The 22,943-nt window shown below is 34.3% G+C and carries 19 protein-coding genes; 7 read left to right on the forward strand and 12 right to left on the reverse strand.

The window, feature by feature from the left end; all coding sequences use genetic code 11:
- Positions 1 to 97: 97 nt before the first annotated feature.
- The 4 genes from AAEO57_RS17880 to AAEO57_RS17895 all read right to left on the reverse strand — a co-directional run bounded on the left by AAEO57_RS17880 (position 98) and on the right by AAEO57_RS17895 (position 3,674).
- Positions 98 to 712, reverse strand: coding sequence for a hypothetical protein (locus AAEO57_RS17880; protein ID WP_341694403.1), 615 nt, complete (start codon positions 710 to 712; stop codon positions 98 to 100).
- Complete coding sequence (locus AAEO57_RS17885; RefSeq protein WP_341694404.1) at positions 702 to 1,205, reverse strand: RNA polymerase sigma factor; 504 nt, start codon at positions 1,203 to 1,205, stop codon at positions 702 to 704. The genes AAEO57_RS17880 and AAEO57_RS17885 overlap by 11 nt, the downstream gene beginning before the upstream one ends.
- 7 nt (positions 1,206 to 1,212) lie before the next feature.
- A complete protein-coding gene (locus AAEO57_RS17890; RefSeq protein ID WP_341694405.1) occupies positions 1,213 to 2,073 on the reverse strand; it encodes a TraB/GumN family protein in 861 nt (286 codons plus the stop codon).
- Positions 2,074 to 2,537: 464 nt separating this feature from the next.
- Entirely contained in the window at positions 2,538 to 3,674 is a 1,137-nt protein-coding gene (locus AAEO57_RS17895; RefSeq protein WP_341694406.1) for an aminotransferase class I/II-fold pyridoxal phosphate-dependent enzyme, read from the reverse strand.
- 179 nt (positions 3,675 to 3,853) lie between these two features.
- Between AAEO57_RS17895 and AAEO57_RS17900 the strand changes: the two genes are divergently transcribed.
- Positions 3,854 to 4,678 carry a DUF2975 domain-containing protein gene (locus AAEO57_RS17900; RefSeq protein ID WP_341694407.1) on the forward strand — a complete coding sequence of 275 codons (825 nt, stop codon included), beginning with the start codon at positions 3,854 to 3,856 and terminating at the stop codon, positions 4,676 to 4,678.
- 2 nt (positions 4,679 to 4,680) lie between these two features.
- Positions 4,681 to 4,890, forward strand: coding sequence for a helix-turn-helix domain-containing protein (locus tag AAEO57_RS17905; protein ID WP_243232004.1), 210 nt, complete (start codon positions 4,681 to 4,683; stop codon positions 4,888 to 4,890).
- Positions 4,891 to 4,913: 23 nt separating this feature from the next.
- Here the strand turns inward: AAEO57_RS17905 and AAEO57_RS17910 are convergent, their stop codons facing one another.
- From AAEO57_RS17910 to AAEO57_RS17945, 8 genes are all read right to left on the reverse strand, one after another.
- On the reverse strand, positions 4,914 to 5,336 hold the full coding sequence (locus tag AAEO57_RS17910; protein WP_341694408.1) for a hypothetical protein: 423 nt from the start codon (positions 5,334 to 5,336) through the stop codon (positions 4,914 to 4,916).
- A 176-nt stretch (positions 5,337 to 5,512) separates the two neighbouring features.
- Positions 5,513 to 5,794: a F0F1 ATP synthase subunit delta/epsilon gene (locus tag AAEO57_RS17915; protein ID WP_341694409.1), complete on the reverse strand. Its 282-nt coding sequence runs from the start codon at positions 5,792 to 5,794 to the stop codon at positions 5,513 to 5,515.
- Between the two features lie 71 nt (positions 5,795 to 5,865).
- Positions 5,866 to 7,377, reverse strand: a complete 1,512-nt coding sequence (atpD, locus tag AAEO57_RS17920) for a F0F1 ATP synthase subunit beta (protein WP_341694410.1) — start codon at positions 7,375 to 7,377, stop codon at positions 5,866 to 5,868.
- 234 nt (positions 7,378 to 7,611) lie between these two features.
- On the reverse strand, positions 7,612 to 9,141 hold the full coding sequence (locus AAEO57_RS17925; RefSeq protein ID WP_341694411.1) for an SGNH/GDSL hydrolase family protein: 1,530 nt from the start codon (positions 9,139 to 9,141) through the stop codon (positions 7,612 to 7,614).
- A 73-nt stretch (positions 9,142 to 9,214) separates the two neighbouring features.
- Positions 9,215 to 12,052, reverse strand: a complete 2,838-nt coding sequence (locus AAEO57_RS17930) for a TonB-dependent receptor domain-containing protein (protein ID WP_341694412.1) — start codon at positions 12,050 to 12,052, stop codon at positions 9,215 to 9,217.
- Between the two features lie 298 nt (positions 12,053 to 12,350).
- Complete coding sequence (glmS, locus tag AAEO57_RS17935; RefSeq protein WP_341694413.1) at positions 12,351 to 14,198, reverse strand: glutamine--fructose-6-phosphate transaminase (isomerizing); 1,848 nt, start codon at positions 14,196 to 14,198, stop codon at positions 12,351 to 12,353.
- A 10-nt stretch (positions 14,199 to 14,208) separates the two neighbouring features.
- Positions 14,209 to 15,927: a BamH family beta-barrel-assembly machinery protein gene (bamH, locus tag AAEO57_RS17940; protein WP_341694414.1), complete on the reverse strand. Its 1,719-nt coding sequence runs from the start codon at positions 15,925 to 15,927 to the stop codon at positions 14,209 to 14,211.
- 20 nt (positions 15,928 to 15,947) lie between these two features.
- Positions 15,948 to 16,754, reverse strand: a complete 807-nt coding sequence (locus AAEO57_RS17945; RefSeq protein WP_341694415.1) for a glycogen/starch synthase — start codon at positions 16,752 to 16,754, stop codon at positions 15,948 to 15,950.
- A gap of 107 nt (positions 16,755 to 16,861) precedes the next feature.
- On the opposite strand from AAEO57_RS17945, the gene panC reads away from it, so the two are divergent.
- From panC to AAEO57_RS17970, 5 genes are all read left to right on the forward strand, one after another.
- Positions 16,862 to 17,710 (forward strand): pantoate--beta-alanine ligase, encoded by an 849-nt coding sequence (panC, locus tag AAEO57_RS17950; protein ID WP_341694416.1) that lies wholly within the window; start codon positions 16,862 to 16,864, stop codon positions 17,708 to 17,710.
- Positions 17,711 to 17,724: 14 nt separating this feature from the next.
- Complete coding sequence (gene panD / locus AAEO57_RS17955) at positions 17,725 to 18,075, forward strand: aspartate 1-decarboxylase (RefSeq protein ID WP_163409273.1); 351 nt, start codon at positions 17,725 to 17,727, stop codon at positions 18,073 to 18,075.
- Positions 18,076 to 18,249: 174 nt separating this feature from the next.
- Entirely contained in the window at positions 18,250 to 19,404 is a 1,155-nt protein-coding gene (locus tag AAEO57_RS17960) for an alpha/beta hydrolase (RefSeq protein WP_341694417.1), read from the forward strand.
- On the forward strand, positions 19,404 to 20,765 hold the full coding sequence (gene radA / locus AAEO57_RS17965; RefSeq protein WP_341694418.1) for a DNA repair protein RadA: 1,362 nt from the start codon (positions 19,404 to 19,406) through the stop codon (positions 20,763 to 20,765). Before AAEO57_RS17960 ends, radA begins: the two co-directional genes overlap by 1 nt.
- 186 nt (positions 20,766 to 20,951) lie before the next feature.
- Positions 20,952 to 22,916, forward strand: a complete 1,965-nt coding sequence (locus tag AAEO57_RS17970) for a transglycosylase domain-containing protein (RefSeq protein WP_341694419.1) — start codon at positions 20,952 to 20,954, stop codon at positions 22,914 to 22,916.
- The last annotated feature ends 27 nt before the right edge of the window (positions 22,917 to 22,943 follow it).

A 22,943-nucleotide genomic window follows, 5' to 3' on the forward strand; every position in this document is an offset into this window, starting at 1 on the left:
GCGAATCTTTGTGTTTCCTTTGTGAATCTCTGTGTACTATTCTCTACAAAAATACCAATAAAAACAACAAGCCCATCAATTACGATGGGCTTGTTGTTTATTCTTCTTTTAATTCGTCGATTACTTTTTTGATTTCTTTAGCATATCTTCCATAAGAATAGTGAACCGTCCATTCCATTGCCAATCCCATAAATAAGATAGAAATTGCAATACCTGCAAAAACACTTATGAGCTGTCTATTAGTAAAGTTAGCAACATCAAAACCTGGATGGTGCGAAATTTTATTGTACCAAATACCAATTATAAACAGCACCATAAATGGAGTTAAAGCAAATCCAAAAGTTTTATACAACTCCATATTAAGCCTTATGTCAAAGTAGGTTTCATATAAACTGTCTTTTGTTTTTAAAGCAATCTTATTGAGTCTCTTATAAAAGAAATAAAGTTTAAGCAAATAATAAACCGACACAGCAAAAGCTATACTGTAAAACAAGTAAAAAGGCAAAATCCATTTTTCAGGAAAATGATAGAGATAGGGGGTTAACCCAATTACTAATACAGCAATAGTCTGTCCTATAAGTTCATTTCTTAGATTCTTTCTAATCTTGTCCAAAGGCGTGTTAGCTGATTTTATTTTTTCTAAATTATCCGGAAGAACGACATTTTCTGTCTTTTCGTTATTCCATGCGTTTTGTATATCGTTAAAATCCATAACCCTGATTTTTTATAATTTCTTTTAATTTTTCTTTTGCCCGGTTTAATTTTACTCTGGCATTTCCTTCAGATATTCCGAGATTTTCACCTATTTCTTTATGAGAGAATCCTTCCAGCTGATAAAAGATAATCGCTTTATCTATTTTTTCGAGTTTTTGAACCGCTTTGTAAAAATGATCCAGTTGACTTTCTTTGATATGCGAATCGCCTTCATCATCTTTTATGTTTTCTGAAGCAATTTCATATTTGTCCACTTTCCGTTTTTCTTTTCTAAGGAAAACGATCGCTGTATTTACCGCTACCCGATACATCCAGGTCGAAAACTGGCTTTCATTTCGAAAGGTGTCGTACGATTTCCAAAGCTGGCACACAATTTCCTGAAATAAGTCTTGCTGATCATCATAATTATCCATGTACATTTTGGAGACTTTGTACAGAATTCCTTTATGATTTTCTATCCGTTTTAAAAATTCTTGTTCTTTCTCTTTCAAAATAATACTAGTTCATTACTGGTTTTACTTTATATCCCGCTTTTCTTAATAAATTAATAACTCCCGATTCTCCTGCTAAATGTGCCGATCCGACTGCGATAAATAAACTTTCGTTTTGCATTAAACCCGGTAGTTGTTTTATCCAGTTTTCATTTCTGTTGTCAAGGATAATTTCTTTTGTTTTTTTGCTCATATATTTATTTTCGCTAAATGAATCGTATATAGCCGTTATATTTTCCTGTTTGTATTGAGATACAAGTTTAGTAGTTTCTTCTGCACTGGACTCTTTTAAAGCATCGATCATTTCCGTATCGGTATAGCTTTTTGCGAATGCCTCCATTTGTAATTTTACTGTTTCCAGTCCGATGATTGGTAGTTTTCGTTGTTTTGCGGTTTCTATAAAATTCATTTCATAAAATTTCAAATCATTGCATCCGAAAGATTTCATAGAAATCAGGCTCATAATCGTAAATAATTTAAAATTATCTACCTGCTGAACGGTTAATCCGTTGTTTTTTAAAATAGTTTCTAATTTTGATAAGTATTCCGGGCTTAGTGTTTTGCTAAGAGGTTCTTTTCCCATTGCCATTTGTTGCATATCTGTCATTTCTTTTGGATCAGACATGTTAATTTCGAGAACTAATTTACTTGAAGTTTCAAATGCTTTTTTTGTTTTATCGGAAAGAAAATAATCAGATCCGCAAATCATATGAATGGTCCCGTACAGATAAGAAGGCTTTGTTAATCCGTTACCTGAAACTTCCCATAACAGTGAGTTTTCTAATTGAGGAGATTTTTTTTGCGCTTCAATTGTTCCGCTAAAAATAAATAATACTACTGCTATTGTTGATTTAATTAAATTTTTCATGTTTTGACTGGTTTAAGTTTATAATTGATTGATGATGATTTGATTTGTTGATTTGATGATTGAAACTCTTTTGGATTATTTACTGAATTTATTACTCTGCCATGAAGCAACTGTTCCTAGAACTAAACATGCCATGATAACTAAGAAGACGACACTAATAACTTTTAATAAAATCTTGAATAGCAAAGCAAATAAAAATCCTGCCAATGCAAATAAGATATATTTATGAATATTTTGTTTTGAGAAAGAGGATCGTGATTTCATAATAGTTTTGATTTATTTGATTACGACTCGTAAGTGACCAAAGATTCAAAACGTTACAAAAAAATATAATTTTTTTAAAAAAGTGAGGAAATTCAATAGCTTAGAGGTGAAAAAAAAATATAATTGCATAGAAAAATACAAAGATTAGCGAAGTTTTTTGTGATTCTTTATAAAAATCTTTGCGTATCTCTGCAGAATAATTAAAAAATCAAATCTCGAAGAAGTTCTAAAACCTGAATAATTTCTTCTTCAGTATTATAGCTGTGAATACAAAAACGCAAACGTTCCTGGCCTTCCGGAACAGTTGGAGAAAGTATCGGTTTTACATCAAAACCTTTATCCTGTAAATGTTGTGCAATGCGTTTTACATTTTCGTTACCCGGAATAATTGCCGACTGAATTGCCGATTTACTCCTTACAAACATGGGTTTTAAGCCTAAAAGGTTTTTTTTCTGATTAAAGAAAATAATATTTTGACGTAGCTGGTCAATTGTTTTGTCTTCAATTTCTAGTTGTTGGTAAGCAACCAGAATTGTTGCAACAGAATGAGGTGATAATCCTGTAGTGTAAATAAAACTTCGGGCAAAGTTTACAAGATATTCTTTTAGTTCGGTATTTCCCAGAACAGCTGCACCATGACAACCTAATCCTTTTCCGAAAGTCATAATTCGGGCAAAGATTCTGTGATGTAATTTTTGGTATTGAATAAGTCCTTCGCCTTTTTCGCCAAAAACGCCTAATGTGTGCGCTTCGTCAACTACCAGATAACAATTGTATTTTTCGGTCAGTTGTACTAATTCTTCCAGATTTGGACTATCACCGTCCATAGAAAAAACGGTTTCAGTAACAACATAAATATTAGTGTCGGGAAATTTTCGAATTAACCGTTCTAAATCTTCAAAATCATTATGATTAAATTTATACGATTTAGCGTTAGACATTAAAATTCCATCGCGAATAGAAGCATGACTGAGTTCATCGTATAAAATAACGTCATTTCGCTGCGGCAGAGCGCTAAAAAAGCCAAGATTGGCATCGTAGCCCGAATTAAAAATTAAAGCGGATTCTGCTTCGTGAAATTCGGCAATAAAAGCCTCTGCAATCTGGTACAAAGTATGGTTGCCCGAAATTAAGCGGGAGCCTGTTGCTCCATTCTGAAAAATTTCATTTTCCAGCAAATAAGCATGAGTGTGTTTGAAAATAGACTCTGATTTTGAAAAACCAATGTAATCATTAGACGAAAAATCGACCAGATTATTAAACGCAGGAAGTTTTCTAAGCGAATTGTTCAGCTTTCGATTTTCAAGTTTCTGATTGAGGTTTTCAGGTAATTTCATAAAAGCAAAGTTAGAAAATTGAGAGGAATCTGAAGCTGATTTCTGTAAATCAAAGGAAGGGATTGGGTTTTGGTGAAATGAAAATCTTTAAAAAGGATTTAATAGTATTGTTTAATGATTAAAAATTATTGTTTTTCGATAATTTTTATATATTTGTATCAAACAAAAACGCATTAATTATGAAAAATAATTCCAGATTACTAACAGTTCTTTACATTATATCGAGATTAAGTTTTCGTCTCTGTCAGCTTGTTTTGCTGTTTACCCTTTGCTTTGAATTTATACCAAATGGCAGTTTCAAAAATTTTGATTCCTCTACGCATCATTCGAAAGGATATCCGGTAAAGGCTCAAATTCAATTGAATATTCCGGATACTTTAATTAATTATAAAGGTAAATTTAATAAGGGAATAGTTCTGAAATCTAAAAATGAGGAAGCAAATGAACTGTTCAATGAAGTTAAAAAAGATACTCAATATGTGAAAACGTATCAGATAAACAGTTTTGAGATATATAACGACAAGGAATTTGAAATTAAAAAAGAAACCATTAACCCAACGGTTAAGGATTATAACGCTGAAATTAAGCTTACTCTTAATCCTAAAGATTTCTTTTTTAAATCGGTTTTGATATTAAAAAACTATTTGTCGCTAATTTTGATATTGTTTGTTGTTTTTCAGTTTATGCGTTTTTTTAAGCAATTAAGAGAAGACTTTGTTTTTAACGATTTGTTGAATAAAAGAATCAAAAACATTGGTTATTCATTAATAGCATATCAGCTTGTGAATCTAGTTGCAAGTGTAATTACAATGCAATATATATCCGGCATTATTTATACCCATTCAATATCTTCGATTGAGGAATCAAAATTTAATTTTATGAATCTTACTACTATTCCTGAATACAATTTTGAAGTGCTTTTCTTTGGGTTATGCTGTCTTGTTTTGGCCAAATTATTAAATTACGGCTATGATCTTCAAAATGAAAACGACTTAACAATATAATTATGCCAATAATTGTAAATTTAGATGTAATGCTTGCTAAAAGAAAAATGCGTTCAAACGAACTGGCAGAACGAATTGGCATTACGACAGCCAACCTTTCTATTTTGAAAACAGGAAAAGCTAAGGCTATTCGGTTTTCGACTTTAGAGTTGATATGTGAAATACTGGAATGTCAGCCTGGAGACATTATGGAGTTTGTAAAAGATGAGTGATTTAGTGTAAAAAGAATTCGTTATCAAACATCTCTGGCTATTTGTAAATCTTCTTTTTTAATCCATTTGAAGTTTCCTTTTTCTGTTGCGTCTAATAAATCAATTTGCAAACCACGGGCAATTTTAGAGGCAATACTGAAAGCAGATTGATATCTAAAATGAATAGAAACAGATTTTTTCTTAGTTTCTGTAAACCATAGTTGTACTTCGAAATCCCTGTCGGAATGATTTTTATATACAGAAACGTAAAGGATGTTTTTGAAAATAATATCCTTGCATAATCGCATTTGAAATAAAGTAAAATTAAAACGGATGTTTTTCGAGGTACTGTTTGAATATATTTTTTTAGTAAATGTCAATCCGGCAGCACATATAAACATAAAAAGAACAGCAGTACTAAACTTTAAAGCATTCAATATTTCTCCCAACAAAAAAAGTTTTATCATTTTAAGTGTTGTAACAAGGGTAAAGAAATAAAGTGGAGCAGCTAATAGAAAATGCCAAAAAGATCTTTTTGAGGTGTAAATTAATTGTTCTGAATTTTGATTTTCCATAATTGTAAAAATAAAAAAAAGCCAAACATTTTCGTTTGGCTTTTTTACTTATTCTGAAATTAATTGTCTTAATCTGCTAAAACAATTATTTTATTGTCTTTCATTTCGATAGTACCTGACGTGATGTCCAATGTGTAGGTCTGGTCGTTTACTTTCGTGAATTTATCCGCTACTTCTTTAGGGAAATTAAAGCTTGCTGCTGCAATTTTAATAGTTCCTTTTTCCAAAATAGAAACAATAGGAGCGTGATTATTCAAAATTTGAAAGCTACCATCAACTCCAGGTAATGTAACTGATGTTACTTCTCCTGAAAATAATTTTGCTTCTGGTGATACTATTTCTAAAATCATATTTTTTTTAGTTTACAGTCTCAGTTAACAGTCTCAGTACTGAATACTGTGACAGAATACTGAAAACTAGATTATGCTTCAGCTAACATTTTTTCTCCAGCTTCGATTGCATCCTGAATAGAACCTTTCAAGTTGAAAGCTGCTTCAGGAAGGTGATCTAATTCACCATCGATAATCATGTTGAAACCTTTGATAGTATCTTTAATATCAACTAATACACCTGGGATACCTGTAAACTGCTCCGCTACGTGGAATGGCTGAGACAAGAAACGTTGTACACGACGTGCTCTGGATACAGAAAGTTTATCTTCTTCAGATAACTCTTCCATACCAAGAATCGCGATGATATCTTGTAATTGTTTGTATTTTTGAAGAATTTCTTTTACTCTTTGTGCACAGTTGTAGTGCTCATCTCCTAAGATATGTGGAGTCAAAATTCTTGAAGTAGAATCTAACGGGTCAACCGCTGGATAAATACCTAGCTCAGCAATTTTACGAGACAATACTGTTGTAGCATCTAAGTGGGCGAAAGTTGTAGCCGGCGCCGGGTCAGTTAAGTCATCCGCAGGAACGTAAACCGCCTGTACAGATGTGATAGATCCTTTGTTTGTAGATGTAATACGCTCTTGCATAGCACCCATCTCAGTTGCCAATGTTGGCTGGTAACCTACCGCAGATGGCATACGTCCTAAAAGTGCTGATACCTCAGAACCTGCTTGTGTAAAACGGAAGATATTATCAACGAAGAATAATACATCTTTACCTTGGTCAGATCCAGCTCCATCACGGAAATACTCAGCGATAGATAATCCTGAAAGTGCCACACGTGCACGAGCTCCAGGTGGCTCATTCATTTGTCCGAAAACGAAAGTAGCTTTAGACTCTCTCATTCCTGGCATATCTACTTTAGATAAATCCCATCCTCCATTTTCCATAGAGTGCATGAAATCATCACCGTATTTAATAATTCCTGACTCAAGCATCTCACGAAGCAAGTCATTTCCTTCACGTGTTCTTTCACCTACTCCAGCGAATACTGAAAGTCCACCGTGACCTTTTGCAATATTATTGATCAACTCCTGAATCAATACTGTTTTACCAACACCAGCACCACCGAACAATCCAATTTTACCTCCTTTTGCGTAAGGCTCAATCAAATCGATTACTTTGATACCTGTAAATAAAACTTCAGATGAAGTTGATAAATCTTCAAATTTTGGAGCTGGTCTGTGGATAGGCAGACCGTTTTCTCCGTTTTTAGGCAATTCACCTAAACCATCAATTGCGTCTCCAACAACATTAAATAAACGGCCATATACGTCTGGACCGATTGGCATTTGGATTGGATTACCAGTTCCAACTACTTCATATCCTCTAGACAAACCGTCTGTAGAGTCCATAGAGATTGTACGAACAGTGTTTTCTCCAATGTGAGATTGTACTTCTAGAACTAATAACGTTCCATCTTTTTTAGTGACTTCTAGTGAATCATAAATTTTTGGAAGTTCAACATCTTTACCGTTGAAAACTACGTCAACTACTGGTCCAATGATTTGAGCAACTTTTCCTATTACTTTTGACATTACTTATGTGTTTATTAAATAGCTATTTAGGTTTATCGAAAATACCTCTTTTTTCAGAGCGCAAAGATAATTTTTTAAAATATAAAATCAATATTTTTTTTATAAAAAATACTTAGTTTTTTGTTATACTATTAAAACACGCAACCCAAATGTCTAATAATATAAAAATTACTAATAATAAAAAAACCACTGCGTTGTAAAAACGAGTGGTCTTTTCTACTAAAAAAATTGGCTTTATTGTAATGTTTTTGGAAATAGTATTTGGTAGTTGCCTACATCTACGCCTTTTAAATTTGAACCGTATTTTAAATTAATTGCTTCGATAAATTTATTTGCAATAAAAGCATATCCTCTTGGAGAGGGATGAATTCCATCTAATGAAAAGCTTCCTCCTGTAACAAAAGTTGAGGTCATGGTATATCCATTAACCGAAATTCCATCTTTTGTGTTTAATTTATCCATGATTTCTTTTGTGTTTACAAAAGCTAATCCGTGTGTTTCTTTAGCAGCTTCAATAGTAATATTATAGGCGTCTGTAGCCGTTTTAATTTCTGCTATTTCAGTTGGTATCAAAATGTATTTGTCTTGAAGTGGATATGTTATTCCAAATTTATCGAGCGGTGCTGTTGGTGCTACGCCAATTCCTGAATTTGAAGGTGTTGGTGCTGTTCCGATTGCGGATCTTGTGGTCAAAAGAACTAAATCTGCGGATGTAGCCTGACGAGCCTGACCAAAAATTGCGCCGTAGATTGCTGCTGTCTGTGCTCCTAAACTAGGTGTAAATGCGGCTGTAAGCTGAGTTGATAAATTAGTGAGTGATTCGTCTTTTATTAATAACGGGTTTGCTGAAGTTGCAGATAATAAATTTATTCTGTCTCCAGCACCAAAATTAGCTAATGCAAGTTTTAGCGGGCCATATAATTGTGTGTTAAGTGCATTTATTGTAGCGGCTCCCACTGTTGCATTTCCGCCTCCAAGAATGCTAACTGTTAAGGGGTTGTAGGGAACTGTCGTAAAATGTGGTAATGTGTTGATGTAAGGCAAGTTTGCAATAACTCCCTTTCGGCCATTTTTAGATAATTCTGCAGCTAGATTTTTATAAACAGCATCAAAAGTTGCTGTAGGGGTAATTGGGTTTGTTCCGTCACCGCCCGAAGTTGCATATCCTAAAACATCGTTACCGCCTATCCATAAGGAGAAGAATGTAGGGTTTTGGGCTACTGCATCAGTCAAAACAGTCGCTGAAGCTGATGATGCAATCCTTCCAAAATATGGATTAGCAGCGGCATAACCAGCAAAGGCCAAATGTGTTGCTTTTGCGCCAGGAATACCCATGTTGTTGAATGTTCCGGATAAATGTGTACTTATATCTGTTGCTGAAACACCTTGTACAGGAACGGGAGTGCTTGTTGCTACATCAAGGTATAATCTAACACCAAGGCCGGGTATCTGAACACCGCCTGAAGAAAACCCTCCTATGTTATCAGTCATAAATGGAGTTGAAAAATCTCCGCCGCCTGCCAGTTTAAATTGTTGGGCTAAAATATTAGGATATGCATTTTCCTGAGCTGCTTTGAATAATGCTCCATCTGAGAATCCCGCAGCAAAAGAATCTCCCAAAGCAACATATTTTGAAAAGTCTGCTGAACCAGAAGTTAAGGGTAATCCATCAGATGAGTTGTTGTCTTTAACGGTATCATCATCACTGTTACAGGCTGCAAAGGCTAAAGAAACCACTAACAGCCATTTGAAATTTTTTATCATAATTTATATATTTTAAATTATTGCTTGCCAAAGTTTGACAAGAAAAATAATGTGTTGGTTTAGTAATTTTTAATTATGGATTAATGGTCCAGGAAGCAAAATATTGTTGTCCAATTAATCCTGCTCCTATTACCTGGGTATATTCTTTTCCTCCAATATTTGAAGCGCCTAACTTGAATGTCGATTTTAATTTTGGTAAACTATAATTAATCTGCGCATCAATTACAGTTGCTGATTCAATTGTGCCGTCTGCAAAAGTTGATTCCCACTCGTACTCACTGTTCCATCTTGCACTGACATTAAAACCAAAATTTTCAAATAATTTCTCATTTCCAATAGAAGCTTTGAACCTGTGTTTTGGAGTGTTAAAACCGGCTTCAAAGCTTGGGTCTTTAGATTGGTCAAAATCAAATTGGGCATAGTTATAATTTAATCCTAATTCAAAGTCAGCAATTATTTTTCTTGAAAGGCCTACACCGAATCCAAGGGAATGAATTTCTACGTCAGAGTTTGTATATATCTGATAAGCTCTGTATTCACTATTTTGAAGAGCTCGTATTGATTGAGCACCTGGGTCTGTAACAGGAGCATTTGGAACTGGTAAGTTTGGGTTGTCTTGAGCTGTTCCATAATAAGTGGAAACAACATTAAGGTTGCCGATAAAGTCATTGTAAATGTTATAATATCCGTTAAGATCTATTGAAAAATCTTTAAAAATTGAGCGGTATCCTAACTCAAAAGCTTTTACCTGTTCCGGTTTTACATAATTGGCTCTTGTTTTCTTTAACAATGCTGCGGCTGCTGTTGGGTTTGTTCCTGCCATTGCGCTAAACGCTTCAACTGAACTTGCAAGATACGAGTTGTTATAAGCATCAACTCCTGTCATGTTTTTTGTTGTACTGTTTGCATAGCTTTGTCCTTCTGCGCTAAGAGTAAAAGTTTCGCTAAATCTTGTCAGGTTATCAGGGGCAGAACCTATTAATACTGCTCTACCAATATTGAAGCCTATATATTGATCCTGTGTGGTAGGGTTTCTGAAACCTGTCTGAAATGATCCTCTAAAGTTGTGATTTTTCTTTTCTCCTGCTGAATATACAAGAGACAACCTAGGGGAATAGTTTCCATCAAAGTTTTTAGATTTGTCGTAACGAATTGATCCTGTAAATTTTAATCTTTCGTCAAGGAATCTTTTTGTTAACTGTGTATAAATACCATATTCATTATAGTTAATTGGTCCGTCTGCATCTGTGTAAATTCTTCCGTGGGAATTTAACTCGTATAATCTATATGAGCCGCCAACCTGAATTTCAGCAAATTTGATAAGATCTTTAAAGTTGTAATTTGCATCTGAATGATAAATTTTTGAATTATCTACCAATTTAGATCCAGACAGCACGCTTTCGTCATTAATCACTTGGTTAAAGGCATTTTGAAATTCTGGTGTTCCAGGTAGAAAACGTCCGGTATCAGCAGTTGTTCTTGCAGTTGCATGAGCTTGTTGAGGTGTCATACCTGCTAAAGTCCCCTGAATGTATGCTCCGGCATATTGTCCAAACCAGGTATTGTCATCTTTCCATTTTCTGTTTACATTAATCCCGGTAAAAACCATGTCGTATGAATGTCCACCATCTTCTGTGGTCATGTATCCTCTTAAGAAAAAATTCTTTCCTTTAAATTCTAATTTATGCTGCTGCATAAAAAAATCATTTAAATAATATCTGTTGGCTCCCTGATAGACGGCATTCCCAAAACCAAACTTGCTTTGCCAGATGATTTCTAATCTTTCATCGCCAAATGGTCTTCCGTGGAAAGAAAAATCAATTTTCGTATTGCCTGCTTTGTTGTTGGTAAGGTCTGTTTCGTTGTATCCAGTTCTGCTTACATTGCTGTTAGGTAGTAAATTAACTGCTCCAGAAGGTATTATTCCCATTGCGGCTAATTTTTGACCAACCCCTTTTATATTGGTAGTTGCCTCATCGCCATAAACATTTATACCATCATAATTTGGGTCTGTTCTGTCTGTGCCGGCAATTGTTTTGTCGTTATAATTTGTTGCATACCAATCTGTAGCTTCCATATAAGTAAAGTTGGCTTTGGCTGCAAAATATTTATTAAAGGCATGTGCAAATCTTACACCCAAGTCATAGTAGTTATTTGTTCCTGCTGCCTCCTGGGAAGTCATTCCGTATTTAAAATAAGCAGAAACTCCCTGATTAGTAAAAGGATTTTTACTATTCATAAACAAAATTCCGTTAAAAGCATTTGCGCCATATAGAGCTGATGAGGCACCAGGAAGTAATTCGACGCTTTGAGTATCAATTTCTGATACTCCAATCATATTTCCTAAAACGAAATTTAATAATGGTGATGAATTGTCAATTCCATCAACTAATTGAAGAAAACGTGTGTTTGCTACAGTGGCAAACCCTCTTGTATTAACAGATTTAAAAGTCATACTGCTGGTATTCATCTGTACCTCTTTTAAATTTTCTAATCCATCATAAAAAGAAGGAGAGGCTGTTTTTTTAATGTCCTGAATCCCCATTCTTTCGATAGTTACAGGTGATTCTAAAATGCGTTCAGGAGTTCGGGATGCTGAAACAACTATTTCATCAAGTTTGGTCTCTTCTTCTTTTAAAATCACGCTGACATTTTGATTTGCAGATGTGATGTTGATAGTTTTAGTTTCGAACCCAATTGCCGATGCTTTAATCGTAAAAGGTGGTTTTGAAGTTGTGTTCAATTTGAAAGTGCCATCAAAGTCGGTAGAAGCCCCGGTTGAACTTCCAACTATGTTAATATTGGCTCCAGGAATTGATTGTTTGTTGCTGTCTGTGACTGAACCTGTAACAGTACTCTGCGAAAAGGATAATCCGCTGATAAACAACATAATTAATAAGTATGCTCTCATGGGTTAGTTTTTTGTTAGTTCGTATAGCCAAAATACAAATAATTTTAATATTAATAAAAAAACGTTAAAAAAAATTAATATTTATCATAAATTCAGCTCTTATTGTGAGTATTTATTATGTGGTTTTATTAAATTTAAATCAAGAAAGAATTGTTAAATCTAATAAATAGTATGCATACATAATAATTTTAAGAAAAAAACTGAATTTATCTTAAAAATTCGATTGATAATAAAAAAGTTTGGCAATAAAAAAAGCGGGATATAAATCCCGCTTTAAATAATTATATAAATTTTAAAATTATTCTACAGTTACTGACTTTGCAAGGTTACGTGGCTGATCGACATTGCAGCCTCTCATTACAGCAATATGATAAGATAAAAGCTGTAAAGGAATTGTGGTAATAAGTGGTGATAATGCATCAGAAGTTTCCGGAATTTCGATAACATAATCGGCTAATTCGCGAACTTGAGTATCGCCTTTAGTAACTACTGCTATGATTTTACCACTTCTTGATTTTATTTCCTGAATGTTACTTACAATTTTGTCATAATGACCTTGTTTAGGAGCGATAACAATAACTGGCATTTGTTCGTCAATTAATGCAATCGGTCCGTGTTTCATTTCTGCAGCAGGATATCCTTCTGCGTGTATGTATGATATTTCTTTTAGTTTTAATGCTCCTTCAAGGGCTACCGGGAAATTATAACCACGTCCCAGATATAAACAGTTAGGCGCATCTTTAAAAGCTGCAGCAATTTCTTTGGATCTCTCGTTTGTTTCTAACGCTTCTGCTACTTTTTCCGGGATTATTTCTAATTCTTGTAAAAAGGTATGGAAATCTGTGTTTGACAACGTTCCTTTTGCTTTTCCTAATCTCAAGGCAATCATTGTCAAAACGGTAATTTGAGTGGTAAAAGCTTTAGTCGAAGCTACTCCAATTTCAGGTCCGGCATGTGTATAGGCGCCTGCATGACTTTCTCTTGAAATAGATGATCCAACCACATTACAAACTCCAAATACAAAAGCGCCGTTTTCTTTTGCCAGTTTAATAGCGGCCATGGTATCAGCTGTTTCGCCCGATTGAGAAATAGCGATAACAATATCATCTTTGTTTATAATAGGGTTTCGGTATCTAAATTCAGAAGCATATTCCACTTCAACAGGTATACGGGTAAACTCTTCAAAAATATACTCCGCTACCAAACCTGCATGCCATGAAGTTCCGCAAGCTACAATTAAGATACGTTTAGCATTTAAAAATTTTTCAATATTATCTTCAACGCCTGCCATCTGAACAATTCCTTCATTTGCATGAAGTCTTCCTCTGTACGTATCTTTGATCACACTTGGCTGCTCATATATTTCTTTTAGCATGAAATGATCGTAGCCTCCTTTTTCAATCTGTTCCAAATTCATCTGAAGCTCCTGAATGTAAGGGTCAACTAACGAATCGTCTTTTATTTTTCTGACTTTAAGAGGTTTGTGTAATCTTATATTAGCCATTTCTCCATCTTCAAGATACACTGCATTTGAAGTGTATTCAATAAACGGAGAGGCATCAGAGGCAATAAAAAATTCATTTTCTCCTACACCAATAGCCAGTGGGCTTCCTAGTCTTGCAGCTACAATTTCATCAGGGTTTTTTTTGTCAAAAACAGCAATTGCATAAGCTCCAATTACTTGGTTTAAAGCTATTTGAACTGCTTTTCCAAGTTTTATTTTTTCTTTTTTTTGAACTTCTTCAATAAGATTTACTAAAACTTCAGTATCTGTATCTGATTTAAAAGTGTAACCTCTCTTGATTAATTCTTCTTTAAGAGGAGCATAGTTTTCAATTATTCCGTTGTGAATAATAACTAATTCTTCTGAATTAGAAAGGTGCGGGTGCGAGTTAACATCATTAGGGACTCCATGAGTTGCCCAGCGCGTATGTCCAATCCCGATAGTTCCGTTATTTGTGAAGTTTGTTTTTGCTTTTTCTTCAAGATCCGAAACTTTTCCTTTTGTTTTACAAAGTTTGATGTTTTTCTGGTCGTATAACATTACGCCGGCACTATCATAACCTCTGTATTCCAGACGCTTCAATCCTTTGATAACAATAGGATAAGCCTCTCTGTGTCCTATATATCCAACAATTCCACACATATATTATTTTTTAATTTGGTTTCGTGTAGTAAATTTGAAGCTTTACTCTTTTAGCATAGTTATCCACATCGCTTTCGGGAATATTACTTCCATATAACACCGTTCCTAATGGATTCATTACCGATGCTATAGGTAACTGAGATATCATAATTTTACTTCCTGCCTCAATTTTTGTTTGATCTAATTTACTAGATGTTACGGTGTTGATATCTTCTGTTACAACAACGCCTAATTTTACGTTTTTAACATCCGTATTTTTAATAAGATTTCGGATATGATTTGTTATTCTTATTTTGTAAGTAGCACCTCTTTTGCTTGTTTGGTCTATATTAATAATGCCACTGAAAACAGTTTTAATTCTTTTAGGATCACCATTAATGGCGGTAGTTAGATCTGCGGTATAATCAGTCAGTACGGTATTGTTGTCCAAATCATACAAATAGATTCTGCCAGGTTCTGGTGTAACTGTTTTGGGGTCTGTTCCAGTTATACTTGCCATTTTTTGAGAATCAATGGTAAATACTAAATTAGCTTCATTAGCCATCCAGTTTTTAAACTTAACATTGTTTCTTATTCCGTCTAATTCATCTGATACACTGTTAGGTGTGGCTTCCCAAACACCATTTTCATTGTATCTGCCCAAATCGGTTTTGTCAAAAAGTTCGATCACCGCCATAGATCCCTGGCTGCCTTTTAGGTACAGCTTTTCATCTGGGGTCTCATCATTTTGGGTTGCATTTATATAATTAGGATTTGGGTTGGTTTCTTTTAAAAGGCTAACTGTGTTTACAGGGGCGCTAGAAGTTCCTAAATTTATAACCAATGTTTTCGAATCAATGGTTGTTGCGTCTTTTGTGGCTTTAGATTTGTAAAATATGGTTATTTTTCCGCCTCTAAAATTTATCATCGCCATTCTGCCTGCTTCATTTCCTGATTTTTCTACTTTGAAATAAAGTCCTTTAAAATAATTTTTAAACACATCATCAGAAGCCAATTTGCTTGCAGTAGCATCAAATATCTTAGTTTTGAAAAAGTCTTTATTCAAATGCAGACGCATTTCAGGTTTGATTCTTTTAATAACTTCAGCCGTTGTTTCTGTCTTAGGAGTTATTTCTTTTATTTCCTTTGAACTAAAAAAGAATTCGTTGTTTTCAGCAGGATTTGTCGAGTTGTTCAATCTTGTTCCTAATATTTGGGCTTGAGTTAGGAAGTCATCACTTTTGTCGGTATTGTAGAACTGGCTGATATTGTAATTGTTTGCATTGTAATTATTTAAGAAAATACCAGATTCGTAAACGCTTAAATTGATTTTTCCATTTTCAGGACCATAGATAGAGTCAAGAACATAATTAGAGCTGCCGTCAGTGTTAACGGTTGTTTTAGTTTGATCTATAAAATAAGGAATATTTAAGGTGACACTGTCAATAACCGCTTCTACTCCCAATGAAGGGGCATAAGAGTCTAATGCAACCTGTGTATTGAAATCTGCAGAAGATGTTCCAAATACAGGGTTTTCATATATTCCTAATGCGTTTACAGCTAAATTGTTTGATGCTGTAGGAGTTACTTTTTGATTGTAGGTAGTTACGCTGTAATTTTCTGCTTCGAGATCAAAATGATTTTCTCCAATCAAGTCATCGCCTATAGCATTGAATTCTTTATCACATGAATAAAAAAAGGCGATTGTTACTATTAATAGAATTTTCTTTAAAAAAGAAGTATTGTGCATGTTAGTAATAAAGTTAAAATTTAAAGTCCCATTGTTTTATAGAAATTTGTATAAGCCTCTGCAAATGCATCTTTCGCGACGAAAGGTAAAAAAGGTTTTCCTGAAGATTCTATAAATTTTGTTAAACTTGGTGATACATTTTCAGATGCAATAATTACCGCATCAGAATGTAATACGCTTGCTTTTAATATGTTTTCGTAATTAGGGGTTTCTAAATCTGCAACTGATTCATGTGGTACGCCGTCAAATTTTACCTTATTGATCATTTCCAAATCAAGGTTTTCATCAAAAGATTGTCCATAAACGGATGTCACGATTTTGGTCTCAGAAAACAGAGCTTCATTTTTATAATAATGTTTCATATAAATAGGCAGCATAGCAGCAAGCCATCCATGAACATGAATTATATCCGGAACCCAATTTAATTTTTTTACAGTTTCAACAACTCCTTTTGCGAAAAAAATCGCTCTTTCATCATTGTCAGGATATAAAACGCCTTCTTCATCAGCAAAAGTTGCTTTGCGTTTAAAATACTCATCATTATCAATAAAATAGACCTGTATCCTTTCTTTCGGGATAGAGGCTACTTTGATAATCAGCGGCATATCTAAATCGTTCACTACCAAATTCATCCCTGAAAGTCTGATTACTTCGTGTAGTTGGTGTCTTCTTTCATTAATGTTTCCATATCTTGGCATGAAAATTCTTATCTGACCACCTTGGTCATTTATCATTTTCGGCACATCGTAAGACATTAATGAAACCTCATTTTCAGCCAAATAAGGCACGACTTCAGATGATACATATAATATCCTCTTCTCTTTCATAATAGTATTTTACTTAATTTTTGGTAATAAAAACGTTGCAAAATTACAAAATTTTATGCAGTTTATAACTAATATATTATGTTTGCACAAATTTTAATAATACCGCCATGCATATTTTCTACGGCAAAGCAGCCCTGAAAGGATATTTAAAAACTATCAAAACTGCAAATTCAACGATAGGTTTTGTGCCAACTATGGGTGCTTTACATCAGGGACATCTGGCTTTAATGCAACGTTCTCTAAAAGAAAATGATGATACTGTTGTGAGTATTTTTGTAAATCCTACCCAGTTTAATAATCCTGAGGATCTCGAAAAATATCCAAGAACACTCGAGGAAGATGTCAGGAAAATGAGAGGACTGAGCGATAAAATGATTTTATACGCTCCTTCTGTAGATGATATTTATGAAGGAAACACCATATCAGGTTCATTTGATTTTGACGGACTGGAAAACCAGATGGAGGGGAAATTCAGACCCGGACACTTTAATGGTGTCGGAACGATAGTGAAACGGCTGTTTGAAATTGTAGAACCGACTAATGCTTATTTTGGTGAGAAAGATTTTCAGCAATTACAGATTGTAAAAAAACTTGCCGAAAAGTATAATTTACCTGTTAATGTTGTAGGCTGTCCGATTTTTAGGGAAGAAAACCAGTTGGCAATGAGTTCACGAAATGAACGGTTAACTGCTGAAGAACGAAAGGAAGCAGCAATTATCTATAAAACCCTGACTGAAGCAAAAGAAGTATTTCAGACAAAAAGCCCACAGGAAACAATTGAATTTGTAGAAAATTCTTTTAAGGACAATGAAAGATTTGATTTAGAGTATTTTGTAATTGCTGACGAATCGACATTATTACCTGTTGAAAATAAAATTATAGACAAAAAATACCGCGCATTTATAGCAGTATTTGTTAATTCTATCAGGCTGATAGACACCATATCATTAAATTAAATTACCTTTGCAAAATGCAAATTCAAGTTATAAAATCAAAAATTCATCGTGTTAAAGTAACCGGGGCCGATCTTAACTATATTGGCAGTATTACTATTGATGAAGCCTTAATGGATGCCTCAAATATTATTGAAGGCGAAAAAGTATCTATTGTAAATATCAATAACGGAGAACGCTTTGAAACTTACGCTATTAAAGGTGAGCGAAATTCGGGTGAGATAACGCTGAACGGACCGGCTGCCAGAAAAGTTCAAAAAGACGATATTATTATCATTATTTCGTATGCAACCCTGGAATTTGAAGAAGCAAAAACCTTCAAACCATGGATTGTTTTTCCTAATGAAAATGATAATTCGCTGACCTAAAACTCTCTTAAGTTTTTAAAATTGCCTTTCTTTATGATTTGTCAAAATATTTTTGGACAAAGCTGATTTCTTTTGTCTTAAATTTCTTTGATTTTAAAATCACATTTTCACAAAAAGCAAATAAAAGTATTATATTGGCACCATAATTTTAATACTTTTTAATTTTCCCAAATCATGAAAAAAGTTTGCTTATTAATTACCTTAATCTCTATTTCGGTTTTTTCACAAAAGAAATTCGATAATATTAAATCTGAAAAACTAGGAAGCGAAAGAAGAATCACCATTGGTCTTCCGGCTTCTTACGAAACAAGCCCTTCAAAAAAATACCCTGTTTTATATCTGCTCGATGGCGATTATTTATTTGACCCTTTTTCAGGAGCTGTAAGTTATGGTGTTTATTGGGATGATTTGCCTGAAATGATTATTATTGGTATTCATCAAAATAATGATGGTGAGCGTTATGATGATTCTACTATCGATCAGAATCAGGGATTGCCATTTGAAAAAGGAGCTGAGTTTTTTGAATTTATTGGTGCAGAATTAGTTCCTTACATTGAAAAGAATTACAGAACATCCCCGTTCAAAATTATAGCAGGACATGATATAACAGCGAGTTTTATAAATTTTTACTTGTATAAAGATATTCCTCTTTTTAACGGATATATTTGTTTGAGTCCTGAACTTGCACCAAAAATGGAAATACGTATTCCGGAGAAATTTGCAAAAGTAAAACAACCGTTTTTTTACTACCTGTCTGCAGGAGATGGAGATATCAAAAAAATCAAAGAGCCAATAGAAAAACTGGACAGTAATATCAAAATTGCAAATAATCCTCTTGTAAATTACAAATACGATTTATTTAAAAATTCAACGCATTATACAGAAGTGTTACATTCGATTCCGAGTGCATTATATCATATTTTTGAAGTTTATAAGCCAATCAACTCTACTGAATTTAAAGACAAAATTGCGGTGTTAAAATCGGGTTATGCTGATTACCTTGATGCGAAATACAATACCATGTCTGAGGTTTTAGGAGTAGATATTCCGGTTAGAATGAATGATTTTAAGGTTATTGAAAATCTTATTCTAAAAAATAATGCTTATGACGAATTGGGTAAAATGGCCGAAATTGCTAATGTTGATTATCCACGTGCCATGTTGGGTGAGTATGAGCTAGGTTTGATGTATGAGAAAATGGGTGAGCCGAAAAGAGCATCAAAAAAATACCAAAATGCTTCACAAATGGAGCCAATTGGTGAGCTGACCAGAGATATGATGTACGAGAAGATTGATGAAATGAATACGCTTGCCAAAAAAACAAAATAATGTCAAAAGTTAAAACTTCCTTCTTTTGCCAAAACTGCGGAACTCAATATGCCAAATGGCAAGGACAATGTAATGCCTGTAAAGAATGGAATACTATTGCCGAAGAAATTATTCAGAAGCAGGAAAAAGTAGCGTGGAAAAGCGAACCCACTCCAGCAAACCGGGCACCAAGACCTTTAAAAATAACCGAAATTGATTCGGCTCAGGAAGTCCGGATGGATACGACCGACGGAGAGTTGAATCGTGTTTTGGGAGGCGGAATCGTTCCGGGATCTTTAACGCTTTTGGGAGGTGAGCCTGGAATTGGAAAAAGTACCCTTTTGCTGCAAATTTCATTAAAATTACCTTATAAAACCTTATATGTTTCTGGTGAAGAAAGTCAGAAACAAATAAAAATGCGTGCCGAAAGAATCACGCCGGATAGTGACAATTGTTATATTCTGACGGAGACCAAAACGCAAAATATATTCAAACAGATTGAAGCAATTCAGCCTGAAATTGTGATTATTGATTCGATTCAGACACTGCATACCGATTATATCGAATCTACTGCAGGAAGTATTTCGCAGATTAGGGAGACGACTGCAGAATTAATCAAATTTGCAAAAGAAACCAGTATTCCGGTTATCTTAATTGGACATATTACGAAAGACGGAAATATAGCAGGGCCAAAAATTCTGGAGCACATGGTGGATACTGTTTTGCAGTTTGAAGGCGACAGAAATCATGTCTACCGAATTTTACGTTCTCTAAAAAACCGTTTTGGATCAACTGCCGAACTGGGTATTTATGAAATGTTAGGAAGCGGTCTGCGCGAAGTAAGCAACCCTTCAGAAATATTAATTTCACATAAAGACGAAGAAATGTCAGGAACAGCGATTGCCACCACTATGGAAGGTATGCGACCGTTGATGATTGAGATTCAGTCGCTGGTAAGCACAGCTGTTTATGGAACGCCACAAAGAAGCACGACAGGATATAATGCCAAAAGGCTCAATATGATTTTGGCAGTTTTAGAAAAAAGAGCCGGATTCCGTCTTGGAGCAAAAGATGTTTTTTTGAACGTAACAGGAGGAATTTCTGTTGACGATCCTGCAATCGATTTGGCAGTTGTTGCTGCTATTTTATCCTCCAATGAAGATATTCCGGTAACAAAAGGATTCTGTTTTGCCGGTGAAGTTGGCCTTTCCGGTGAAATTCGCCCTGTCAATCGTGTAGATCAGCGCATTCAGGAAGCAGAAAAGTTAGGTTTCAATACTATCTTTGTATCAAAATATAATAAAATTGCCTTAAAAAATACAGGAATCAAAATCGAACTCGTGGCTAAAATTGAAGATGTGGCGAGTTTTCTGTTTGGTTAATTTTTATAAAATTTAACTGCTGTATGAGATTGAAAAATAAAATAAAATTGGGAGAATACATCATTAATAATTTAAGGAATTGATGTCATCCTGAGCGGAGTCGAAGAATTTTGGATAGGAGAGTGCTTCGACTCCGCTCAGCCTGACACTTATTTTTAATTTTACCCAACGGGTTAAAACTTACGTATGAAATTTCCAAAACAAAAAATATTCAAAGTTTTAAAAGTACTGGTAGTGCTATTTATTTTGCTTTGCATTGGTTTGTATTCTTTTCGAAATTCACTTTTGAAGCAGGCTGTTGCCAAAGTAACGCACAAAATGGCTGTGGATTACAACAGTGATTTTTCTATAAAAGAAGCTTCTTTTGAGGGATTGTCGAGTATTAAACTGACAGATGTAGTGCTGGTCCCAAAAAATGCTGATACTCTTTTCAGTATAAAAAATATAGAAACCAGTGTAAGTCTTTCTAATTTGTTAATTGGAGATGTTCAGATTGGAACTTTAAAAATAGATAAAGGCTATATTCAATTAGTCAAAAAAGGAAAAATCAGAAATTTTGATGCTTTTTTGAAAAGAAATAACTCCGAAGAAAAATCAGAGGAAAAAAGAAAATATGCAGATTATGCTTATCGTATTATTTCAAAATTGCTGAATCTGGTTCCGACAGATATGAAGCTGGAAAATCTGGATTTCAAAATTGATGATAATGGTAAAAAAGCAACTATAGCCATTAATAAACTGGTTTTGGATAATAAGCAGCTCACAACCAATCTGCATGTTCAGAGTAAAAACTTTGACCAGAGATGGAATATTAAAGGTTTTGCCGATCCTAGAAATAAAAAAGCTGATATTCGTTTTTTTAATCTGGATACAGGCGCAATCAGAGTTCCTTATCTGGATGAACGGTATAACTTAAAAGCAAGTTTTGATTCGATACGTCTGAATGTAGCCAATATTGATAAAGACGGAAGCGAGTTGCATATAGACGGTTATACTTCGATTACTAATCTGAAGATAAACCATCCTAAAATAGCCAACAAAGATGTGGTGATTAAAAACGCCCGATTTGATTATCGCTTTTTATTGGGTTCTGATTTTATTTCGATTGACAGTACATCCACAATGCAGCTGAACAAAATAAAAGTCAAACCGTATGTTTCTTATAATACAGAATCAGATACAGTTTATACTTTGAAAGTCGATATCCCGAAAATGAAAGCTCAGGATTTTATCGTTTCATTGCCGGATGGGCTGTTTACTCATTTTCAGGGAATGGAAGCGACAGGGAATTTTGATTATAAACTGGATTTTAAATTCAATAAAAACAAACCGAATACTTTAGTTTTTGACAGTAAGTTAAATAAAGAAAATCTTGTAATTACGAAGTACGGAGAAGCAAATCTTAATAAGCTAAACGGAGAGTTTGTGTATCGTGCCATTATTCAGAATGTGTTGCAGCGTCCTGTTTTGGTTGGAGTTGGGAATCCGAATTTTACACCTTTGGATCAGATTTCGCCGTATTTGAGAAAATGTGTATTGACAACCGAAGACCCGTCTTTCTTTTCGCATCGCGGATTTATAAATGAGGCTTTCAAACAATCGATTCTGAAAAACATTCGAACCAAGAAGTTCTCTCGTGGTGCAAGTACGATTAGTATGCAGTTGATTAAAAATGTCTTTTTGACCCGTGAAAAAACGCTTTCGCGAAAGCTGGAAGAAATTTTACTGGTTTATATTCTGGAAAACAACCGAATTGTAAGCAAAGAAAGAATGTTGGAAGTGTATTTCAACATTATCGAATGGGGGCCTAATGTGTACGGAATTGGAGAAGCGAGCCAGTTTTATTTCCAAAAAAATCCTTCTGCCTTAAATGTAGACGAATGTTTGTATTTGGCGACCATTATTCCGAAACCGAGGAAATTCATGTATCAGTTTAATGATGAAGGAAACCTGAAAGATTATGCGTTAAAAAATCAGAAGTTTTTAAAGAACCTGATGTTCCGTCGAGGACTTTTAGTTCCGGAAGATACCATTGGGCAATTGCCTGTTTATATTTCTGGAAACGCACGTTCTTTAATACGCATCAAAGTTCCTGATTCTACTGCGGTTAAAAATGATTCGTTGTCTTTGGATGATGAGTTTGATTTATAAACAAAATCCCGATAGCAGTTTTTAAGT

Source organism: Flavobacterium calami (assembly GCF_038290035.1).
GTDB classification, from domain to species: domain Bacteria; phylum Bacteroidota; class Bacteroidia; order Flavobacteriales; family Flavobacteriaceae; genus Flavobacterium; species Flavobacterium calami.